Below are 18,147 nucleotides of genomic sequence, written 5' to 3' on the forward strand. Positions count from 1 at the left end.
TGATGTTTAAGGTTCTAAATGAATTGGTAAAAGTACGATTTTTAAAAAAAAATTAAAAGAATAATTAATTTATCTTAAAATAAATCGACCATTAGTTAAAAATTTTAAATTGTCGACATTCTTATTGTAAATATAAGTGTGACAATTAAATGATTTATTATTTTCAAGCAGAAAACATTCTTTCAATTCCCTAATGTACAGAGAGTTAGAAATATCGTTGAAATTAAAGTCCTCATATTCGTCTAAGTAGGCAAGGATATCTAAACTTCCATTAAAGCTAACGATTTCACCAAAAACTTTATGATTTTCATGGGGATTGTTAGGTATTAAACCAGGGTAATAATCGACCAAAAATAGTTTTCCGTAGGTAAAAGCCTCACCTACAAACTGCGTATTTTTTTCCAAAAGTAATCTAAAGGGGTTTTCTGGGAATGTACTTAATAATGTTCCATACACAAAAAGATATTCCATTGGCAATGATTTTCAAATTTACAATTGAGAGAGTTCCAATTGTAGTTTTTTGGTTAATCCTTTAACCACCAAATCATAAGACTCAGTTATCAATAACCTTATCAAATCTTTCTTGGTGCTAAAATCTATAATTAAGTTATTCCAATGGGATTTATTCATGTGAAAAGCTCCAACGATGTTGGGATATTCTCCTCTGAGTTCAAGGTTCTTTTCAGGGGTATTTTTGATGCAAATTCTCAAATCTTCCACATCTAGTGGCAACAGCATAAACATTTTACCCATAACTTTAAAGACCACAGTTTCTGGTCCAAATGGCATTTCTTCTGTTACGCCTTTGAAGCTTAGACAAAAATCTCTGATTTCTTCAATGTTCATTCTCTGGTGAATGCTCTGATAATCATTACAATGACTGCAAATAAAAACAATAAAATCGAAACTTTATTGATCCCGTGCATCATTTTGAGGTTTGTACTAGATGGATATTTTCCATCTTTGTCTTTTTTAAAAACCCTCGTGAAATAATTAAAAACTGGCCCAACTTTGAGCATTTCTTGTAATCTTCCCATTTTATTCTTCTATTGTTTCTGGTTCGTTCCAGTTACCGTCTTCTTTAATTAAGTTAATTAACTCATCTACAGCATTTTGCGATGCAACAGAACGCTTTACTACCTCCTGACCTCTATAAAGCGAAATTTTATCTTTACCAATGCCCACATAACCGTAGTCCGCATCGGCCATTTCTCCAGGACCGTTTACTATGCAGCCCATTATACCAATCTTCACTCCTTTCAGGTGATCTGTTCTTTTTCTAATCAAGGCTGTGGTTTCTTGAAGATCAAAAAGTGTACGACCGCAAGATGGACATGAGATATATTCTGTCTTTGAAATCCTTGTTCTTGCCGCTTGTAAAATCCCAAAAGCAAGGCTATTTATTTCCTTTGGATTTTCTTTTACAGTTAGCATGATTCCATCACCAAATCCATCTAAAAATGCTCCACCTATATCTGTTGCGGCATGTAGCTGAATTTGTTCAAGGCTCAATACGCCATATCGTCTCCTAAAAATAACTGGATTTTTAATCCCTTGGTTATCAAATTCTAATAATACTTTTCTAAAATCCACGTAAGCGTTTGGTCTTTCTGAACTTAGAATTATCGATACATTTTTGTTTGACTTTAACTTTTCCAGGAGACTTTCATCAATATTTTCTGTGGAAATATCTAAAAAGTTTAGACTTTCGGAAAAATCAATATTTGTTAGAAATTCTGCTTTGCTAATTAAAGGAAAAGTATGTGTTTTGTCTTCCAGCGTTTGCCAAACTTCATAATCTAAAATTTCTTTCAGACCGTTTGGAAGCATAAATGAGATTGGCTTTTTACCAGAATATACAAAATCCACACCCAAGTCATTCATTTTCCATTTGTCAGGTAGTGGCAAATAGAAATGTCCAATACTTTTCATATCTTCAATCTCCACCTTATCTCTATCTGAAAAGTCTGCGATTACACGAGGGACATTTTGAGAACCAATATTTGCCACCTCGAATGATTTTCTTTTTTTATAAGAAAAAGGCTCAAAACTGGTAAATTCGATTGGTTTCAACTCAAAATTATTCGGATTGGGCAAATATCTGTCAATAAGTTTGCGTGCTACAGGAGATTCAAATTCAGGATCTTCTGTAAGACTAACTCTCACGGTATCTCCTAAACCATCTTCCAACAATGTCCCGATACCCATCGAAGACTTGATTCGTCCATCTTCGCCTTCTCCAGCCTCTGTCACACCTAAATGTAGCGGATAAGGCTTCATTCGTTCGTCTTCCAGCCTTTTAGCCAAAAGTCTATATGCATGGACCATCACTTGGGGGTTTGACGACTTCATAGAAATGACCACATTGAAGTAGTTTTCATCTTCGCAAATCTTCAAAAACTCTAAAGCGGATTCAACCATTCCGGCTGGAGTGTCGCCATATCGACTCAAAATTCTATCAGAAAGTGAGCCATGATTGGTTCCAATTCGCATTGCAGTCCCATACTCTTTGCATATTTTTACCAAGGGCAAAAATCTTTCCCTGATTCTTTCTAATTCTAAAGCATAAGATGCATCAGAATAATCTATTACTTCAAAACGTTTTTTGTCGGCATAGTTACCTGGATTTACCCTCACTTTTTCTACAATTCTGGCGGCCAGTTCGGCTGCATTGGGCGTAAAGTGAATATCGGCCACCAAAGGCGTAGTATATCCAGCCAACCTCAAACCTTTTTTAATGTTTTCGAGATTTTGAGCCTCTTTGACACTCGGAGCAGTTATTCTTACGATTTCACAACCACTTTCTATCATCCTGATACACTGATCGATTGAGCCTTTTGTATCCATCGTGTCCACAGTGGTCATAGACTGAACCCTTATGGGGAAATCCGAACCCAAGCCCAAATCACCGATTTTGATTTGGTTAGTAATGCGTCGAGAATACGAAGTCAAAGAAGGACAATAAAGAGGAATATAGGCCATGAAAATGCTTTTTTTATGTAAAAGTAATTCGAAAAATTCTTTTGTTAGCGTTAAAAACAAAATTGCTTACACTAGATAACACTAAACACTAATTTTCTGTTTAATTTTGCGATGAAATGCAAGAAATTAAAACAGATTTAACAGAAAAGCTGCCCATCATGGAGGCTTTTTATACCTTACAAGGCGAAGGTTTTCACAGTGGAAAGGCCGCTTACTTTATCAGGTTGGGCGGCTGTGATGTGGGCTGTGTTTGGTGCGATGTGAAAGACTCATGGGATGCAAATGTTCACCCAAAAGTGGCTGTCGAAAAACTTTTGAATAATGCCAAAAATAATCCTGGTGAGTTAATAGTCATTACTGGAGGTGAACCTTTAATGTATAATCTGGACAATCTTACAGCTGTTTTACAAAACGAAAATTTCAAAACCAATATTGAAACCTCTGGAGCACATCCTTTGTCGGGAAGTTGGGATTGGATATGTTTTTCGCCAAAAAAATTCAAAGAGCCATTGCCCGAATTTTACGAGGCAGCTCATGAACTGAAAATCATTGTTTTCAATAAATCAGACTTTGAATTTGCAGAAAAACACGCAGAAAAAGTCAATGAAGATTGTATTTTGTACTTACAACCCGAGTGGGACAAACGTGAGCAAATGATGCCATTGATTGTGGATTATATCAAAGAAAATCCGAAATGGCGAATGAGTATTCAGACGCACAAATATTTAGATATTCCGTAATTTAATAAAGTCAAAATTGAAAAAAATTTTATTTTTACTTGTTCTATTTTCGAAATTTACCATTGCTCAAGTAAATGTATCTGTTTTTGCAAAATCCAAAATTGCTAAAGTTTCTCCGTATATTTTCGGCAGAAATAACTCTTTTTCGTCAACCAATCCAAATTCTACTTTATCCTCAGAAGATTTCATTAGAATTAAAGATGCTGGTGTTCAGTTTTTTAGAGAAAGTGGCGGAAATAACTCAACCAAATACAATTGGAGAAAAAAACTTTCCTCACATCCCGACTGGTACAATAACGTTTATGTCAACGATTGGGACAAAACGGCTAAAAGCCTTCAAGAAAATTTTCCAAATGCACAAGGGATGTGGTCTTTTCAGCTGATTGGAAAAGCGGCTAAAACTTCAACTGCAAACTTCAATGATTATGTCTACAACAAATCGCAATGGTGGGAGGGCGTTAACCAAAATCTGGCAGGAAATGGAGAATTAAATCTTACAGGCAATAAAGCTAAAAAAGAAGGAGATGCCAATTTGTATCTTGAAGATTGGCCTGCAGACTCTACAGTGGGTATTCTTAAACATTGGTTTGGCCAGAATGGAATTGGACTTGACAAAGAAAAGGTTCAGTATTGGAGTATGGACAATGAACCAGAAATTTGGAATGGAACCCATGACGATGTCGTGAACAACCAGTTTACTGCAGAAGAACTTATACAATCTTACATTAAAGTGGCTAAAAAGGCCAAAGCGGCTTATCCAGCTATAAAACTTTGTGGCCCTGTAACAGCAAACGAATGGCAATGGTATAATTGGAGCAATGGGCCGATAGAATACAACGGAAAAAAATATCCTTGGATAGAATATTTTCTTTTGAGAATAGCCGAAGAAGAATCAAAATCTGGAGTTAGACTTTTGGATGTTATTGATATCCACTTTTATCCAAACAATAAAAATCCGCAAGAAATTGTTCAATTGCACAGAGTATTTTTTGACCAAAACTATGCTTATTCGGGAGCCAATGGGGTAAAAAACGTGAATGGCAGTTGGGACAATAGCCAAAACAAAGAATTTATTTTTGGCCGAATAAATGGCTGGCTTAATAAGTATTTCGGTGAAAATCATGGCAGAACACTTGGACTCACAGAACTGGGATTTGATAAAACAAATCCGAATGTCACAGCTGTGACCTATGCCTCTATCATGGGAGAGTTTATGAGAAATAATGTTGAAATTTTCACACCTTGGTCATGGGAGATAGGAATGTGGGAAACCTTGCACCTTTTTTCGAAAAATACTTTTAAGGATTTGGTGAAAACGGAGTCTGCTGATGAGTCTATTGTATCTGTTTATTCAACTATAAACGAGAAAAATGATCAAATAAATTTAATTTTGGTAAACCGATCATTAACAAGCATTCAAAAGACAAATGTTAAAATAAATGATTTCATAATTGATCAATCAGTTGCCAATAGGATTATTCTAAAAAACATTCCAAATAGTGAAACCTTCTTTTCGGAATCAAAAAACGCCAAAACTGTTTCCAAAGTAAATGTGATTAATAACGAATTATACATTGATTTAGAACCTTTGAGTGTTTCTAGTATTACGTTATCGGGTATTCTCGGCACTTATATGCAAAAAGTATTGGCAGCGGAACCTACATCAAGCTCCAAAATATCTGTTTATCCCAACCCAAGCTCAAATAGCTTTATTTTAAAGAATATTGAAACAGAAATCAGTCATTTGTATTTATCAAACCTGGGTGGATTATTGATTAACGACCAGATAAGTCTGAGTCCTGATTTTAGGTTTTCAATTCCTCCAAGTGTTAGTTCGGGTGTGTATTTGTTAAATATTGAATATACAAACAAAGATAAAACCACATTAAAGTTGATAATTAATTAAAAGCTTTTGAATTCTTGTACAAAAAAAAATCAAAGACTAGCTTTAGTGAAAGATTTTATTGTTCTAAAATTTTAAAAAAATGGAAATAAGAAAAGCCAACAAAAATGATATTCAGAGTATTCAAAACATAGCTTTCGAAACCTGGCCTTCAGCGTACGGAGATATTTTAAAAGTCGAACAAATAGATTATATGTTAAACTTAATGTATAATAAAGAAGTCCTACAAAAACAAATGGAAGAATCTCAGACGTTTATAATAATTAAGGAAGAAAATGAAGATTTAGCCTTTGTGTCTTTCGAAACAAACTATGACAAGCAAGCACAAACCAAGATTCATAAAATATATATCACCCCAGCTGCCCAAGGCAAAGGCCTAGGCAAAATACTGATAGAAGAAGCTGAAAGTCAAGCCATTAAAAAGAGAAACAACAAGCTCTTACTCAACGTAAACCGCCAAAATAAGGCGAGATATTTCTACGAAAAACTTGGCTTCAAAATCGCCTACTCAGAAGACATAGAAATAGGAAATGGATATTTGATGAATGATTATGTGATGGTTAAGGAGATTGAGCGATGAGGATATTTTATGGCTTGGTTTTTGTTTTAAAATATTCAGTTATTTAAAACATTGAATGCATACAAAATTTGCTTTTCTCTTTGCCTTTTTATTTAGTTTTCACTTTTTGTCAGCCCAGAACAAATACCTCACAGGAAATGTAATTACCAAAAAAAATGATACGCTCCAGGGTAGTATACTTTTCAAAGATTGGACATCTTCTCCAAAATACATATCCTTTAAAAACCAGCAAGGTGCAGAGTCCACTTTAGATGCCAAAGATGTTAAGTCATTTACCATAAATGAATTAAACCTACACTATGAATCACATTTTGCAAAAATCAATTATGTATCATTGGTACCTATAAGTGATATATCTTTCCTTTATTCTAAAATCGACTCTTCTTATTTTTTCTTCAAGGTTTTGATTTCAAGTAGCAAAATAAATCTGTATTCATATAGTGATTCAAGTAAAAATGACAGGTATTTCATAAAAAAAGAAAATGATTTTAATGAATTGGTAAACTACACATTTTATAGAAAATCGACAGAAAATAAAGTTTACGAGTTTAAGAATCAACAATATAGAAAGCAACTAGAGGATCTTTGCAAAGATGCATCACAATTGAAGGCAGCAATACCTGCGTATGAAGAGGGGCATTTGAAAAGGTATTTAACAAAATACAATGCTTGTTTTTTGGAAAATAACAATATTGATTTTAACAGTAAAAAAGAATATTTACATTTCCGTTTGGGATTAAATTATGGTATTGATCAATCCTATTCACCTTTGAACTTGCATAATTTTGGCGTTTCGGCTATGCTCAATTTGAAGAAAAGTCACCATAACAATTTTGTTAAACTTCAATTTGAAAACCTATACTTGACAAAAGGCACATCCAACTTCCAAGAAGTCATTGTTGCATTTGGGAGATATTTTGGTGGAAAGAAAATACAACCATATGTGAGTGCATCAACAAACTTATTCTTATATCAAAATTACGATTTGTTTGCACAGCAATATTATAGAGAATTGGTAACCTTCTATTCTCTTAATGCTGGAGTCGCTTATAAAAAGAACATTCACATAGAATTTTCGAGAATTCTTACCCTTCATGGTAAAAGTGGTGCTCCAGGCCCACAATTAACATTGATTATTATGCCAATTTTCTTTGGGAAATGATTAAAAAAGATGGCTGCCGTAAACAATTGCTTTTATTTCAAGCCTAAAAACCTAGCAATTTTATCTTTTAAAACCGTATTAATTCTGTTGTAAGATTCGAAAGTCCAGCCAGCAATATGCGGAGTGATAATGACATTTGGGTGATTTTTTAGATAGTCAAAACTCTTTTGTTGAGATTCTGAAAGTTTATTGATTTTCTCATTTTCCAAAACATCCAGGCAAGCCCCTTTTACTTTTCCAAATTGGAGTGCTTCAACCAAATCGTCTTGAACCACCAATTCTCCGCGGGCTACATTGCAGAAATAAATGTTTTTCAAGAACTTATTAAAAAAAGCTTTATCTACCATTTTGTTGGTTTCTGTAGTGAGTGGAATGTGCAAACTTAATATGTCGGCTTCTCGATATATTTCATCCAAGGTTGACTCTGTAACATATTGATTACCAAATCCATATCTATACTTATCGTAAGCCAAAATTTTACAACCAAAGGCTACCAGTCTGGAGGCTGTCGCCTCACCGTTATTTCCAAAACCTATGATGCCAACGGTCTTTCCAAACAATTCCTCTCCCCTATTTTCTTCTCTTTTCCATTGGCCTTGCTTAATTTCTAAATGAGATTTTTCTATTTTATTGAAAAGGCTCAAAAGCATTCCAATTAAATGCTCTGCCACGGCAATTCGGTTCCCTTCATTGGCCGCAAAAATCTCTATATTTCGTTTTTTACAGGCATCAATGTCTATCAAATCCAAACCTGCTCCTGCCCTACCTATAAATCTCAGTTTTGGTGCGTTCTGAAGAAAATTTTCGTCTATAAAAAACTTACTTCTTATGATAAGCCCCTCATAATCAGATACCTTTTCCAAAACTTCAGACAATGCAATATTCGGAAAATAATCCACTTCCAGACCCAATTCCTCAGGCATGTGAACTATTGACTCGTGCATTTCGTCAACTATTAGTATTTTCATGAATATGACTCTAATACAATTAATAAAACGATTTAAAAATATTTTATTGAAAGAAACTCTGACTTCAGATACGTTCAGTCATCGTTTGGCGTTTCGCTTATCTCTGACTTCGGCTCCGCACAATTTTTAAATTCGGTTACCTATGGCTTCGGCTCCGCTCAGTCATCGGTTTGGCATTTGAAAACAAATAACCTCCAGATAGCAATCGGGACACCAATAACTAGAATACCAGTAACCAATCAACTAAGCCTTCCCAATCAATGCCATATAAAAGCCATCAAAACCAGTTTGGGCTGGAGAAACTTTTTTTTCTTTTATTAGAAAATAGTCAGGGTTGTTGGCCAAGAACTTCTCTACTTGTTTTTCGTTTTCAGATGGAAGAATGGAACAGGTGGCGTACACCATTTTACCTCCAGATTTCAAAATTTTAGAATAATCTTGCAATATTGTTGCCTGCACTTGCTTGATTTCATCCAAAAACTCTGGTTTTAATTTCCATTTGGCATCTGGATTTCGCTTTAGAACGCCCAAACCAGAACATGGAACATCCAGAAGAAGCCTATCTGCTGTATCTCTCAAACGTTTGATTGTTTTTGACTCAATCAACTTGGGTTCAATATTGCTCAACCCATTTCTCTTGGCTCGACTCTTTAATTCAACCAGTTTGTGCTCTTCCACATCCAGAGCGATTATTCTACCTTTGTTTTTCATGATATTGGCCATGTGCAATGTTTTACCACCGGCTCCTGCACAAGCATCTATCACTCGCTGCTCTGGTTGAATATCCAATAACTCCGAAATCATCTGACTTCCAGCGTCTTGTACCTCAAAAAAACCTTTTTTGAACTCTTCTAAAGAGAAAACATTCATACGTTTTTTTAACAAAAGTGCCGACTCCACACCTTCAACTTCAGACACTTCCACATCTTTCTCTTGGAGAAGTTTTATCAAATCTTCCTTTGATATTTTTGTAGTATTGACTCTTAAAAATACTTCTGCTTGGTTGCTCAATGCCTCCAATTCTGCTGGCCAAGCTTCTCCTATTTCTTCCGAAATTTTTTCGTCCATCCAGTCGGCTACCGAAAACTTAATTCTTCTGTCTTTATCTGCTTCTAGCCTTCTTTCGTTGATTTTTTCTATGTCAATTTTACCAAACAAGGTACTACTTGACAAGTCATAACCTTTGAAAATCAACCAAATTCCTATTAATTCTCGGTAAGTTCCAGTCAATTTATTACTGACATCATCTTCACCATAACAATAATTTATCAACCTCCAATTTCTGACCATATCGTAGGTATTTTCGGCAATAAAACCTCTATCCCTAGAACCCCATTTCGGATTTGATTTTAATATTCCTGAAATAGCTTTATCAGCTTTTCTATTCTCAACAAAAATCTCCACCAAAGCCTTTTCGATGGCCTCTATTAAAGGTGGAAATAATTTTATAACTTTACTCATTATCTAAATTTTGTGCAAATTTACCAATAATAAGCTGTTTTATTCCTCTCAAATCTCAAAATGATTTTGATTGGTATAGAATCAAAAGTAAATTTGCTAAAACATCAACCCCTATGATTTCTAAAAAAGCCAAATACGCACTAAAAGCTCTCACGAGACTAGCTGATGGATATGAAGCTCATAAACCACTATTAATATAAGAAGTTTCTAGAAGCCATTCTTCTCGAACTCAGAAACAATGGAATACTCCAAAGTCAGAAAGGTAAAGGTGGTGGGTATTTATTAAGAATTCCGCCTGAGGAGGTTACGCTCTCCAAAGTCATTAGGATCATTGACGGGCCTATTGCACCTGTTCTGTGTGTCTCTTTGAATTTTTATGGAAAATGTGATGATTGTAGCAATGAGGAGAAATGTAAAATAAGACCTGTTATGGCTAGAATCAGGGATGCCAATTTATCGGTTTACGACAATGTGACTTTAAAAGATATGCTAAATGACGTTTAAAAGTATAAATCCTGCAAATGGTGAGGTTATAGCGAGTTTTGAGGAAGATGCAGATTACGCTTTAAAGATAAGATTGGGAGAAAAGAGTTTCGACAGGTGGAAAAAAACGGGAATTGAGGAAAGAATAAAGCTAATACTGAATTTGGCCGTAATATTAGAAGCTCGAAAGGCAGAATTAGCCAAAGAAATAAGCCTTGAAATGGGCAAAACTTTGAAATCGGCCACTGCCGAAATAGAAAAATGTGCTATCACGGCGAAGTATTATTGCCAAATAGCTGAGGAACAACTGGGAAGTATCGAAGTGAGTAACTACGCTCACAAGGCGTATTATAAGTATGAACCCCAAGGCGGTATATTGGCCGTAATGCCTTGGAATTTCCCCTATTGGCAGGCCCTAAGGTTCGCAATTCCTACAATTTTGGCCGGAAATGTAGTTTTACTAAAGCATGCTCCAAATGTATTTATGTCGGCCACAACACTGGAAAAACTCTTCATCGAGGCCGGGTTTGAGAATGGAATTTTTCAAAATCTTTTAGTTGGTATTGACAAAATAGAATCAATTGTAGCCGACCCTTTCATCAAAGGCGTAACCCTGACAGGAAGCAATTTGGCGGGTTCGTCATTGGCTAGTTTGGCAGGTAAATATTTAAAAAAGTCAGTTTTGGAACTTGGAGGTTCTGATCCTTTTGTAGTTTTGGCAGATGCAAATATCGAAAATGCAGCTACTTTTGCCGTAAAGTCTCGTTTTCAAAATGCAGGACAAACTTGCATTGCGGCCAAAAGATGGATTGTTGTAGATGAGGTTTATGAGGAATTCCTGAATAAGGTCTCAGAAAAAATAAACAAACTTAAAGCTGGTGACCCATTTAATACAGAATCCGACTTTGGACCTGTGGCAAGATTAGATTTAGCCGAAAAAATTGAAGGCCAAATTAATTTCCTGGTAAAAAAAGGAGCAAAAAAACTGATTAATGGAGTAAGAAAGGGTTGTTTAATCACGCCAACTCTTCTAAATATGAATAGGGATTTGAGTCATTCATTTACAGAAGAATTGTTTGGGCCAGTAGCCTGTATAATTAAAGCCAAAAACACGGATGAGGCCATAGAAATCGCCAATGAAACCAATTTTGGTCTTGGGGCAAGTCTTTGGAGCCAGAATTTGGAGGAAGGAGAACATCTGCTACAAAAACTTAATGCGGGTTCTGTATATCTCAACTCCATGGTAAAATCTGATGCATCTATGCCTTTTGGGGGTATAAATCAGTCGGGATATGGACGCGAATTGGGTGTTTATGGATTCTACGAATTCTGCAATGTAAAATCCTACATAATCGAAAAATAAAATCGTTTGGTGATTATTAAACTTATATCTAAATTTAACTTTTAAAAATTTAACCCTTATCCGAAATATGGAAAATATTAGACCTACATTTCTTACAGTTTTGTGTGTGCTAACCTTCTTGGGTAGTGCATTTGGTATTTATAATGCCATGACAACTTATTCTTCGGCAGGTATTGCCACTGGCCTCACGCAAGAAGCTATGGAAAATGCTAAAGACCAAATAGACGAGCAAGCTCAAGATGAAAAATCTGCTGAGATGGTGAATAAAATCATGGATTCTGTAAGCAATGACTTATCAGAAGAAAAAATAAAAAATGGAGCCCTTGCTAGTGGATTAGCAAACATTCTAACCCTAATCGGAGCTGTGCTTATGTGGGGTTTAAATAAAAAAGGCTTCTTTGTTTACATAGCAGGAACTTTAGTAGCCATAGTTGCACCATTGGTTATTTATGATGGATTTCTAGGCTTTGTAGGTAGCGGAATGATTGCCTTTGTAGGCATTATATTCTGCGTTCTTTACTTCCTGAATGTCAAGCACATGGCCTAAAAATAACATTAATTCTCATTCCTAAAAGCCTACTCGTTAGGCTTTTTTTATTCTTTAAAAATGTCCAAATCACTATCTTTTGCTGAACTTTTAGTCAATAATTTCAAACATGCACCTACCGCAGGGCAATCAAAATTATTTGACTTATTAGATCAGTTCATCAACGATGAGGAAGAAAGAACCGTATTTGTGTTAAAAGGATATGCAGGAACCGGAAAAACGACCATTCTGAGTTCATTTATCAAAACGCTTCCGACCTTTGGATGGAAATATTCTTTACTAGCTCCAACAGGTAGAGCCGCCAAAGTAATGTCTAATTATACCAGAGGAAAAGCTCAAACCATTCACCGCAAAATATACAAGCAAAAAGAGGATAGCTACTCTGGAAACCTGGTTTTTGAACTTCAAGAAAACAAGGAAGAAGGTACCATATTTATTGTAGATGAGGCCTCTATGATAGCCGATACGAGAGAATTTGGGAGTAACGGTCTATTGCATGATTTGATAAACTTCGTTTTTAAAGGTACTGAAAATAAACTGATGCTCATCGGTGATGAGGCCCAGCTTCCTCCCGTCTCTATGCCTTTAAGCCCAGCTTTGGATATCGCACATGTGCAAGATTTTTATTATTCTAAAGTTTACACTACCACCCTAAAGGACGTCATGAGACAAGAGGCCAACTCAGGAATACTGACCAACGCCACATTATTGAGAGACCAACTCCAAGTAGAAAAACCTGAAATACAACTCATTACCAAGGGATTTAAGGATATCTTCAAAATGACCGGTGAAAAACTGGAAGACGGCATCCGTTATGCTTATGACAAATATGGCCCTGAAAATACCATTGTACTTACCCGTTCCAATCGCAATGCAGTTCAATACAATAGGTTGATAAGAAACCAAATAAATTATTCCGATTCAGAATTGGATAATGGAGATATTTTGATGGTGGTGAAAAACAATTACACGGTTTTAGATGAAGAATCTCAGGCTGGATTTGTGGCCAATGGAGAATTCGCCATCGTAAAACGAATTGGCCGTGAAGAAGAAATGCATGGGTTTAGGTTTCAAAATGTTACACTACAGCTGATAGACTATCCCGAAGATCCTCCATTCGAAACTTTGATCTTTTTGGATACATTATATTCCAACTCACCGAGCTTAAGCCAAGAGGAAAACAAGAAACTTTATGAAAGTGTCTCTCAAGATTATTTTTGGGTTAAAGCCAAAAGAGAGCGTAACAAAATGATTAAAGAAGATAAATACATGAGTGCATTACAAGTAAAGTTTGCCTACGCACTTACTTGTCACAAAGCACAAGGTGGTCAATGGAACGCCGTATTTATTGACCAAATTTATTTACCCAATCAGGAAATTGACTTAGAAATTGTCAGGTGGCTTTATACTGCTATCACGAGAGGAATAAACGAAGTATTTTTTGTAAATTTCCAGCCCACTTTTTTTTTGGAAAGCAAATAAGTTAAATTTTATGGGAAAAGTAAAACAAAAAAATAGACCCAAAACACCCAAGCACGAAGTTTTTTCCTCAGCAGGAACAGCCAAATATATTGGAAAAAGCATAGAGGGAGAATCAACCATAACTATAGTAGACTATAGTGTTGAAGGAGTTTTGATTACCCAAAATCCAGCAATTGAGGAAATAAAAGACCTTTTGGCTTCACAAATGAACCACTGGATAGACATCGAGGGAATTCACAATAAAGAAAATATTGAGAAAATCAGCAAAGTATTTGAACTTCATCCTTTGATGATGGAGGACATTTTAAATACCACCCAAAAAGCGAAACTAGATTACTACGAGAAGAATAATCAAATGTTTTTGGTTTTGAAAATTCCATTTCGAAACAAAGAAACTGCGGAAATTGAAACAGAACATGTTTCCATAGTTTTGGACGAAAAATATGCCCTCAGTTTTCAGGAATTAGATAACCACAATATTTTCAAGCCCATTTTGCTCAGAATGGACAGAGAAAATAGCAAAACCAAAAGAAGCAAATTAGATTATTTGTTTTACTCTTTTATAGACATTGCTGTTGACAATTATTTCGTTGTTCTTAACGAAACAGAGGAAAAACTAGAAGCACTCAGTGACCAAATATTGGCCAATGCCAAGTCGATACATCAGAACCAATTGTTCTATATAAAACGGGAAATAAATGCCCTCAGAAAAGCCCTTTTCCCTTTAAAAGATATTATAAATCAGCTAGTTAGAGATGAATATAACCTAATTCATTCTGAAACAAAAGTATATCTAAAAGACGTCCTTGATCATGTGTTGGAAAATCTCGAAGCGATAGAAACTTTCAAAGACGAAATTGAGAACCTCTTGGTTAATTATCATTCACAACTGAGCAACCGAATGAACTCCGTCATGAAAACCTTGACCGTTTTCACGGCCATATTTATGCCGCTGACCTTTATCGTAGGTATATATGGCATGAACTTCGAACATATGCCAGAGCTAAAAGAACCCAACGGTTACTTTTATACACTCGCATCAATGTTTGTACTATCTATAGGACTTTGGATTTACTTTAAATGGAAAAAATATATTTAAACAATTTCCTCCGCAATAAACCCAATCCGTTTTAACTTATTTACTATTTCTGAAGGAGTAATATCATTATTGGAAACCTCCAATATTTTGGCTGGATTATCAGTATCAACTTTCCATGCGTTTTCTCCAACCAAGCCATCCAGTGTATTTTTCACTTTAGCCACACAGTTCTGACAATTAATATTTGATTTGAATTTCATTTTTTGTTTGTTTTATTGAACACGGATTTAAAGGATTTGATACAGAAATAAATCATTAAAATCCATTAAATCTTTGATCCGAAATGTACTTATATTTTCTTAAACTTTAACCTCAAACTGTTACTAACCACACTTATCGAACTCAAAGCCATGGCTGCACTTGCCAGCATGGGCTGCATCATAAACCCTGTGCTGATGTATAACACACCTGCTGCCACAGGTATGGCCAAAATATTATAAATAAAAGCCCAGAACAAATTTTGATTAACAACAGCCGTGGTATTTTTAGATAATTGAATGGATGAAATCACTCTCGATAAATCATGTCCAAGAATGGTAATATCGGCCACCTCTTTGGCGGCGTCGGCTCCATTGCTCATGGCTATTGATACATCAGCTTGGGTAAAGGCTATGGTATCATTTATTCCATCGCCCACCATTGCCACCACCGCATTCTTTGATTTTAAAGAATTGATGTAATCTGCCTTTTCTTCAGGCAAGACCTCGCCTTTAAAGTTCAAAACCCCAAGATTATTTGCCATCTTACTGACAGCCAAAATATTATCTCCTGATAAAAGATGTACTTTTATATGGTTGGCAGCCAAAGTTTTTAGGTGTTTTTCTAATTCAGGTTTTAGCTCATCTCCAATTTCAATAATTGCCAAAAGTTCTTTTTCGTTTGAAAAATAAACCAAAGAGTTCTCTGAATCTTGGGCGTAGTCAGTCTTAACTGCAATTCCTTGATTTAGGATAAATTGTTTTTTACCCGCAAAAAAGGCTTGACCACCATAATACCCTGAAATACCCATTCCAGAGAAATTTTCAAAATTCTCAATTTTTACCAGTTCAAGTTCTGAATAATATTGACATATGGCACGAGCCAGAGGATGTGTAGAATTGCTCTCCAAAGAAGCTAAAATATTTAGTCTGGCCGCATCAAAATAATGGGTTTTTATTACTCTTGGCTCACCCGTGGTAATGGTTCCAGTTTTATCTAATACCAAGTCGGTGATTTTTCCAGCATTCTCGAGCGATTGTGCATTTTTTATAAGTATTCCATTTACTGCTCCTTTTCCTATGCCTACCATAAGAGCCGTGGGTGTCGCCAAGCCCATTGCACATGGACACGCTACTACCAAAACAGTAACGAAAGACAGAAATGCCATGTTGGAATTATACAAAATGAAATACCATATCAAAAAACTTAGGACTGCAGTTACAATGACAATAGGTACAAAAACGCTTGAAACTTTATCCACTTTTTTCTGTATGGGTGCTTTTGAAGACAAGGCCTCCTCAACTTTGCTGATAATTCCTGCCAAATAGGTCTCCGAATGCACTTTTTTGACTTCAAAATCTAAAACACCCTCAACATTTAGTGTTCCTGCAAAAAGGTAATCACCAAAGCTTTTGGTCTTTGGCAAGGGTTCGCCAGAAATCATGCTTTCATTTACGCTTGAGCTTCCGCTCGCCACCACACCATCCAGAGGAATTTTTTGTCCAGGCAGAACCCTCAACATCTCGCCCGTATTAATTTCTTGAATTTCCTTTTCCACAACATTATTTCCCCTGACAACCTTTACAGTTGTTTCTTCAAGATCCATCAATTTTTTTATAGAATCTGATGCTCTATTTTTTGCGGAATCCTCTAAATATTTACCTAAAAGAACAAAAAAGATAACTATCCCAGCCGATTCAAAGTAAATTTGTGCATGTTGATGCTGATGAAACAAATGTGGAAATAGTAAATTAATTAGGCTAAATACATACGCTACTCCAGTGCTCAAAGCCACCAAAGTATCCATATTAGATTCTAACCTCCTGGCTTTTTTCCAAGCATTTATAAAAAAATGCCTTCCAAAATAAAACACTAAAGGTGAACTCAAAAACCACATTAGATAATGGCCCATTGGCCAATCCATGAAAAACATCCCAATCAAAAAAAGAGGTAGAGCAAATAATGCAGAAAGCATTAGCTCTTTTTTTTGCATTTGGATTCGCTTTGAATTGGCTTTTTCAAAGTTCTCATCCATTACCAAATCAAAACCAATTTCCTTAAGGCTATTTTTAAATATTTCAGGATTGGTCAATTGAGGTAAATATTCAACCGTTACAGAATGATTGGCATAGTTTGCAGAAGAATAAATTACGCCATCCACATATTTTAATATGCTTTCAGCACTGTTTGCACAAGATGCACAACTGTACCCAAAAACCTTAAAAGTCTTCTTTGTGAATTCCAATTCCACCTTATTTTTTCTGAGAATTCCAACTAATTCGGGTAAATAGTCACAGAGATCATCTACTTCAAGGTTTACAGAAGAATTACCAACTTGGTAAGGATGTTTAAGGAGATTATTTAAATTTTCAAGAAGGCTGTCGGAGATTTTTTTTAAAAATCTAATTTCGTACTTTGCCATATTTTAAAGCCAGTAGCTTTATTCACAGTTTATTAAACCCTTCGTGATTAGAAAAGGTAATAATACATATAAGGTGAGTCCTTTTATTAAAAAAAAGAAAAAACCAGCCCAACCGAGCTTTTTTAAATATGCTAATATCTTATCTTTCTTCGTCATCGCTTGTGTTTAGAACAAACAAACCGCTTAATAAGTTGGCTTTTGTACTTTTCTTTTTCTGTATTGATTTAATAATATCTTGTTGAGTTGCCTCGACACAAAGGCCGAGCCAGTTCCTAATAACGCTCCAGCCAAAACATCTGATGGATAATGAACTCCCAAATGAAGTCTCGAATATCCAACACCTCCAGCGTAAAGTGCAGCGGGTGCAATAATATACCATTTTGGATAGCTCAATGAAAGAGATGTTGCCGCCGAAAAAGCCACTGCAGTACTTCCTGACGGAAATGAACTATCGTTTTCAATTTTATAATTCTGCAAAATAGGATATGGAACATACGGTCTATTTCGGTTTATGGATTTTTTAAGCATGTAACCCACACCATAAGTGCCTATTACCGCCATGGCCGCATTCATTCCTTCTTTCTTAAAAGCAGCGTCATTTTTTATAAAGCCAACCGCCAATAATGCTGCAGGTGTACCAATAGCCACAACATCTGAAGTATTGGTTAAAAACTGCATATGAGGGTCAAATTTGCTGTTTCTATTTAGATTGACTTCTTTTAAGAAATCAATATCAAAATTTTGACTAAAAACTTGA

The 18,147-nt window shown here is 35.5% G+C and carries 17 protein-coding genes and 1 pseudogene; 9 read left to right on the forward strand and 9 right to left on the reverse strand.

Translation table 11 applies throughout. The features are described 5' to 3' along the window. Positions 1-69 precede the first annotated feature (69 nt). Genes EGI24_RS09285 through ispG form a run of 4 tightly spaced genes read right to left on the reverse strand, consistent with a single transcriptional unit; the run spans position 70 to position 2,982 of the window. Positions 70-471: a gamma-glutamylcyclotransferase gene (locus tag EGI24_RS09285; protein ID WP_255048102.1), complete on the reverse strand. Its 402-nt coding sequence runs from the start codon at positions 469-471 to the stop codon at positions 70-72. 18 nt (positions 472-489) lie between these two features. After that, on the reverse strand, positions 490-846 hold the full coding sequence (locus EGI24_RS09290) for an MmcQ/YjbR family DNA-binding protein (RefSeq protein ID WP_255048103.1): 357 nt from the start codon (positions 844-846) through the stop codon (positions 490-492). Further along, a complete protein-coding gene (locus EGI24_RS09295) occupies positions 843-1,037 on the reverse strand; it encodes a DUF6728 family protein (protein ID WP_255048104.1) in 195 nt (64 codons plus the stop codon). The genes EGI24_RS09290 and EGI24_RS09295 overlap by 4 nt, the downstream gene beginning before the upstream one ends. A gap of 1 nt (position 1,038) precedes the next feature. Continuing rightward, complete coding sequence (gene ispG, locus EGI24_RS09300; RefSeq protein ID WP_255048105.1) at positions 1,039-2,982, reverse strand: (E)-4-hydroxy-3-methylbut-2-enyl-diphosphate synthase; 1,944 nt, start codon at positions 2,980-2,982, stop codon at positions 1,039-1,041. Positions 2,983-3,098: 116 nt separating this feature from the next. Here ispG and EGI24_RS09305 point away from each other — a divergent pair, with 116 nt between their 5' ends. From EGI24_RS09305 to EGI24_RS09320, 4 genes are all read left to right on the forward strand, one after another. Further along, positions 3,099-3,722 carry a 7-carboxy-7-deazaguanine synthase QueE gene (locus EGI24_RS09305; protein ID WP_255048106.1) on the forward strand — a complete coding sequence of 208 codons (624 nt, stop codon included), beginning with the start codon at positions 3,099-3,101 and terminating at the stop codon, positions 3,720-3,722. 16 nt (positions 3,723-3,738) lie between these two features. After that, complete coding sequence (locus tag EGI24_RS09310; RefSeq protein WP_255048107.1) at positions 3,739-5,628, forward strand: glycoside hydrolase family 44 protein; 1,890 nt, start codon at positions 3,739-3,741, stop codon at positions 5,626-5,628. Positions 5,629-5,707: 79 nt separating this feature from the next. Further along, on the forward strand, positions 5,708-6,205 hold the full coding sequence (locus EGI24_RS09315; protein ID WP_255048108.1) for a GNAT family N-acetyltransferase: 498 nt from the start codon (positions 5,708-5,710) through the stop codon (positions 6,203-6,205). A gap of 55 nt (positions 6,206-6,260) precedes the next feature. Continuing rightward, entirely contained in the window at positions 6,261-7,367 is a 1,107-nt protein-coding gene (locus EGI24_RS09320; protein ID WP_255048109.1) for a hypothetical protein, read from the forward strand. A 32-nt stretch (positions 7,368-7,399) separates the two neighbouring features. On the opposite strand, the gene EGI24_RS09325 is transcribed toward EGI24_RS09320, so the two are convergent. Continuing rightward, positions 7,400-8,335 carry an NAD(P)-dependent oxidoreductase gene (locus tag EGI24_RS09325; protein ID WP_255048110.1) on the reverse strand — a complete coding sequence of 312 codons (936 nt, stop codon included), beginning with the start codon at positions 8,333-8,335 and terminating at the stop codon, positions 7,400-7,402. A gap of 243 nt (positions 8,336-8,578) precedes the next feature. Beyond that, a complete protein-coding gene (locus tag EGI24_RS09330) occupies positions 8,579-9,796 on the reverse strand; it encodes an RsmB/NOP family class I SAM-dependent RNA methyltransferase (RefSeq protein ID WP_255048111.1) in 1,218 nt (405 codons plus the stop codon). A 113-nt stretch (positions 9,797-9,909) separates the two neighbouring features. Between EGI24_RS09330 and EGI24_RS09335 the strand changes: the two are divergent. From EGI24_RS09335 to corA, 5 genes and pseudogenes are all read left to right on the forward strand, one after another. Then, a pseudogene (locus EGI24_RS09335) lies at positions 9,910-10,300 on the forward strand (RrF2 family transcriptional regulator). Then, a complete protein-coding gene (locus EGI24_RS09340; protein WP_255048113.1) occupies positions 10,290-11,642 on the forward strand; it encodes an aldehyde dehydrogenase family protein in 1,353 nt (450 codons plus the stop codon). The pseudogene EGI24_RS09335 and the gene EGI24_RS09340 overlap by 11 nt, the downstream one beginning before the upstream one ends. Positions 11,643-11,709: 67 nt before the next feature. Next, a complete protein-coding gene (locus tag EGI24_RS09345) occupies positions 11,710-12,189 on the forward strand; it encodes a hypothetical protein (protein WP_255048114.1) in 480 nt (159 codons plus the stop codon). Positions 12,190-12,249: 60 nt separating this feature from the next. After that, positions 12,250-13,671, forward strand: coding sequence for an ATP-dependent RecD-like DNA helicase (locus tag EGI24_RS09350; protein WP_255048115.1), 1,422 nt, complete (start codon positions 12,250-12,252; stop codon positions 13,669-13,671). Positions 13,672-13,681: 10 nt separating this feature from the next. Beyond that, a complete protein-coding gene (gene corA, locus EGI24_RS09355) occupies positions 13,682-14,770 on the forward strand; it encodes a magnesium/cobalt transporter CorA (protein ID WP_255048116.1) in 1,089 nt (362 codons plus the stop codon). Here corA and EGI24_RS09360 read toward each other — a convergent pair. The 3 genes from EGI24_RS09360 to EGI24_RS09370 form a co-directional block, all read right to left on the reverse strand. Further along, positions 14,767-14,970, reverse strand: coding sequence for a heavy-metal-associated domain-containing protein (locus EGI24_RS09360; RefSeq protein WP_255048117.1), 204 nt, complete (start codon positions 14,968-14,970; stop codon positions 14,767-14,769). The genes corA and EGI24_RS09360 overlap by 4 nt on opposite strands. An 89-nt stretch (positions 14,971-15,059) precedes the next feature. Next, positions 15,060-17,390: a cation-translocating P-type ATPase gene (locus tag EGI24_RS09365; RefSeq protein WP_255048118.1), complete on the reverse strand. Its 2,331-nt coding sequence runs from the start codon at positions 17,388-17,390 to the stop codon at positions 15,060-15,062. Between the two features lie 183 nt (positions 17,391-17,573). Beyond that, positions 17,574-18,068, reverse strand: coding sequence for a phosphatase PAP2 family protein (locus tag EGI24_RS09370; protein WP_255048119.1), 495 nt, complete (start codon positions 18,066-18,068; stop codon positions 17,574-17,576). Positions 18,069-18,147 lie beyond the last annotated feature (79 nt).

The organism is Lacihabitans sp. CS3-21, assembly GCF_024343675.1.
Lineage (GTDB): Bacteria > Bacteroidota > Bacteroidia > Cytophagales > Spirosomataceae > Leadbetterella.

Excerpts from the sequence above, each read along its gene's own strand:
- EGI24_RS09365 (WP_255048118.1), bottom strand. The coding sequence starts at position 17,390 with ATGGCAAAGTACGAAATTAGATTTTTAAAAAAAATCTCCGACAGCCTT.
- EGI24_RS09350 (WP_255048115.1), top strand. The coding sequence starts at position 12,250 with ATGTCCAAATCACTATCTTTTGCTGAACTTTTAGTCAATAATTTCAAA.
- EGI24_RS09290 (WP_255048103.1), bottom strand. The coding sequence starts at position 846 with ATGAACATTGAAGAAATCAGAGATTTTTGTCTAAGCTTCAAAGGCGTA.
- EGI24_RS09330 (WP_255048111.1), bottom strand. The coding sequence starts at position 9,796 with ATGAGTAAAGTTATAAAATTATTTCCACCTTTAATAGAGGCCATCGAA.
- EGI24_RS09340 (WP_255048113.1), top strand. The coding sequence starts at position 10,290 with ATGACGTTTAAAAGTATAAATCCTGCAAATGGTGAGGTTATAGCGAGT.
- EGI24_RS09325 (WP_255048110.1), bottom strand. The coding sequence starts at position 8,335 with ATGAAAATACTAATAGTTGACGAAATGCACGAGTCAATAGTTCACATG.
- ispG (WP_255048105.1), bottom strand. The coding sequence starts at position 2,982 with ATGGCCTATATTCCTCTTTATTGTCCTTCTTTGACTTCGTATTCTCGA.
- EGI24_RS09295 (WP_255048104.1), bottom strand. The coding sequence starts at position 1,037 with ATGGGAAGATTACAAGAAATGCTCAAAGTTGGGCCAGTTTTTAATTAT.
- EGI24_RS09305 (WP_255048106.1), top strand. The coding sequence starts at position 3,099 with ATGCAAGAAATTAAAACAGATTTAACAGAAAAGCTGCCCATCATGGAG.
- EGI24_RS09360 (WP_255048117.1), bottom strand. The coding sequence starts at position 14,970 with ATGAAATTCAAATCAAATATTAATTGTCAGAACTGTGTGGCTAAAGTG.
- EGI24_RS09315 (WP_255048108.1), top strand. The coding sequence starts at position 5,708 with ATGGAAATAAGAAAAGCCAACAAAAATGATATTCAGAGTATTCAAAAC.
- corA (WP_255048116.1), top strand. The coding sequence starts at position 13,682 with ATGGGAAAAGTAAAACAAAAAAATAGACCCAAAACACCCAAGCACGAA.
- EGI24_RS09345 (WP_255048114.1), top strand. The coding sequence starts at position 11,710 with ATGGAAAATATTAGACCTACATTTCTTACAGTTTTGTGTGTGCTAACC.
- EGI24_RS09370 (WP_255048119.1), bottom strand. The coding sequence starts at position 18,068 with ATGCAGTTTTTAACCAATACTTCAGATGTTGTGGCTATTGGTACACCT.
- EGI24_RS09320 (WP_255048109.1), top strand. The coding sequence starts at position 6,261 with ATGCATACAAAATTTGCTTTTCTCTTTGCCTTTTTATTTAGTTTTCAC.
- EGI24_RS09285 (WP_255048102.1), bottom strand. The coding sequence starts at position 471 with ATGGAATATCTTTTTGTGTATGGAACATTATTAAGTACATTCCCAGAA.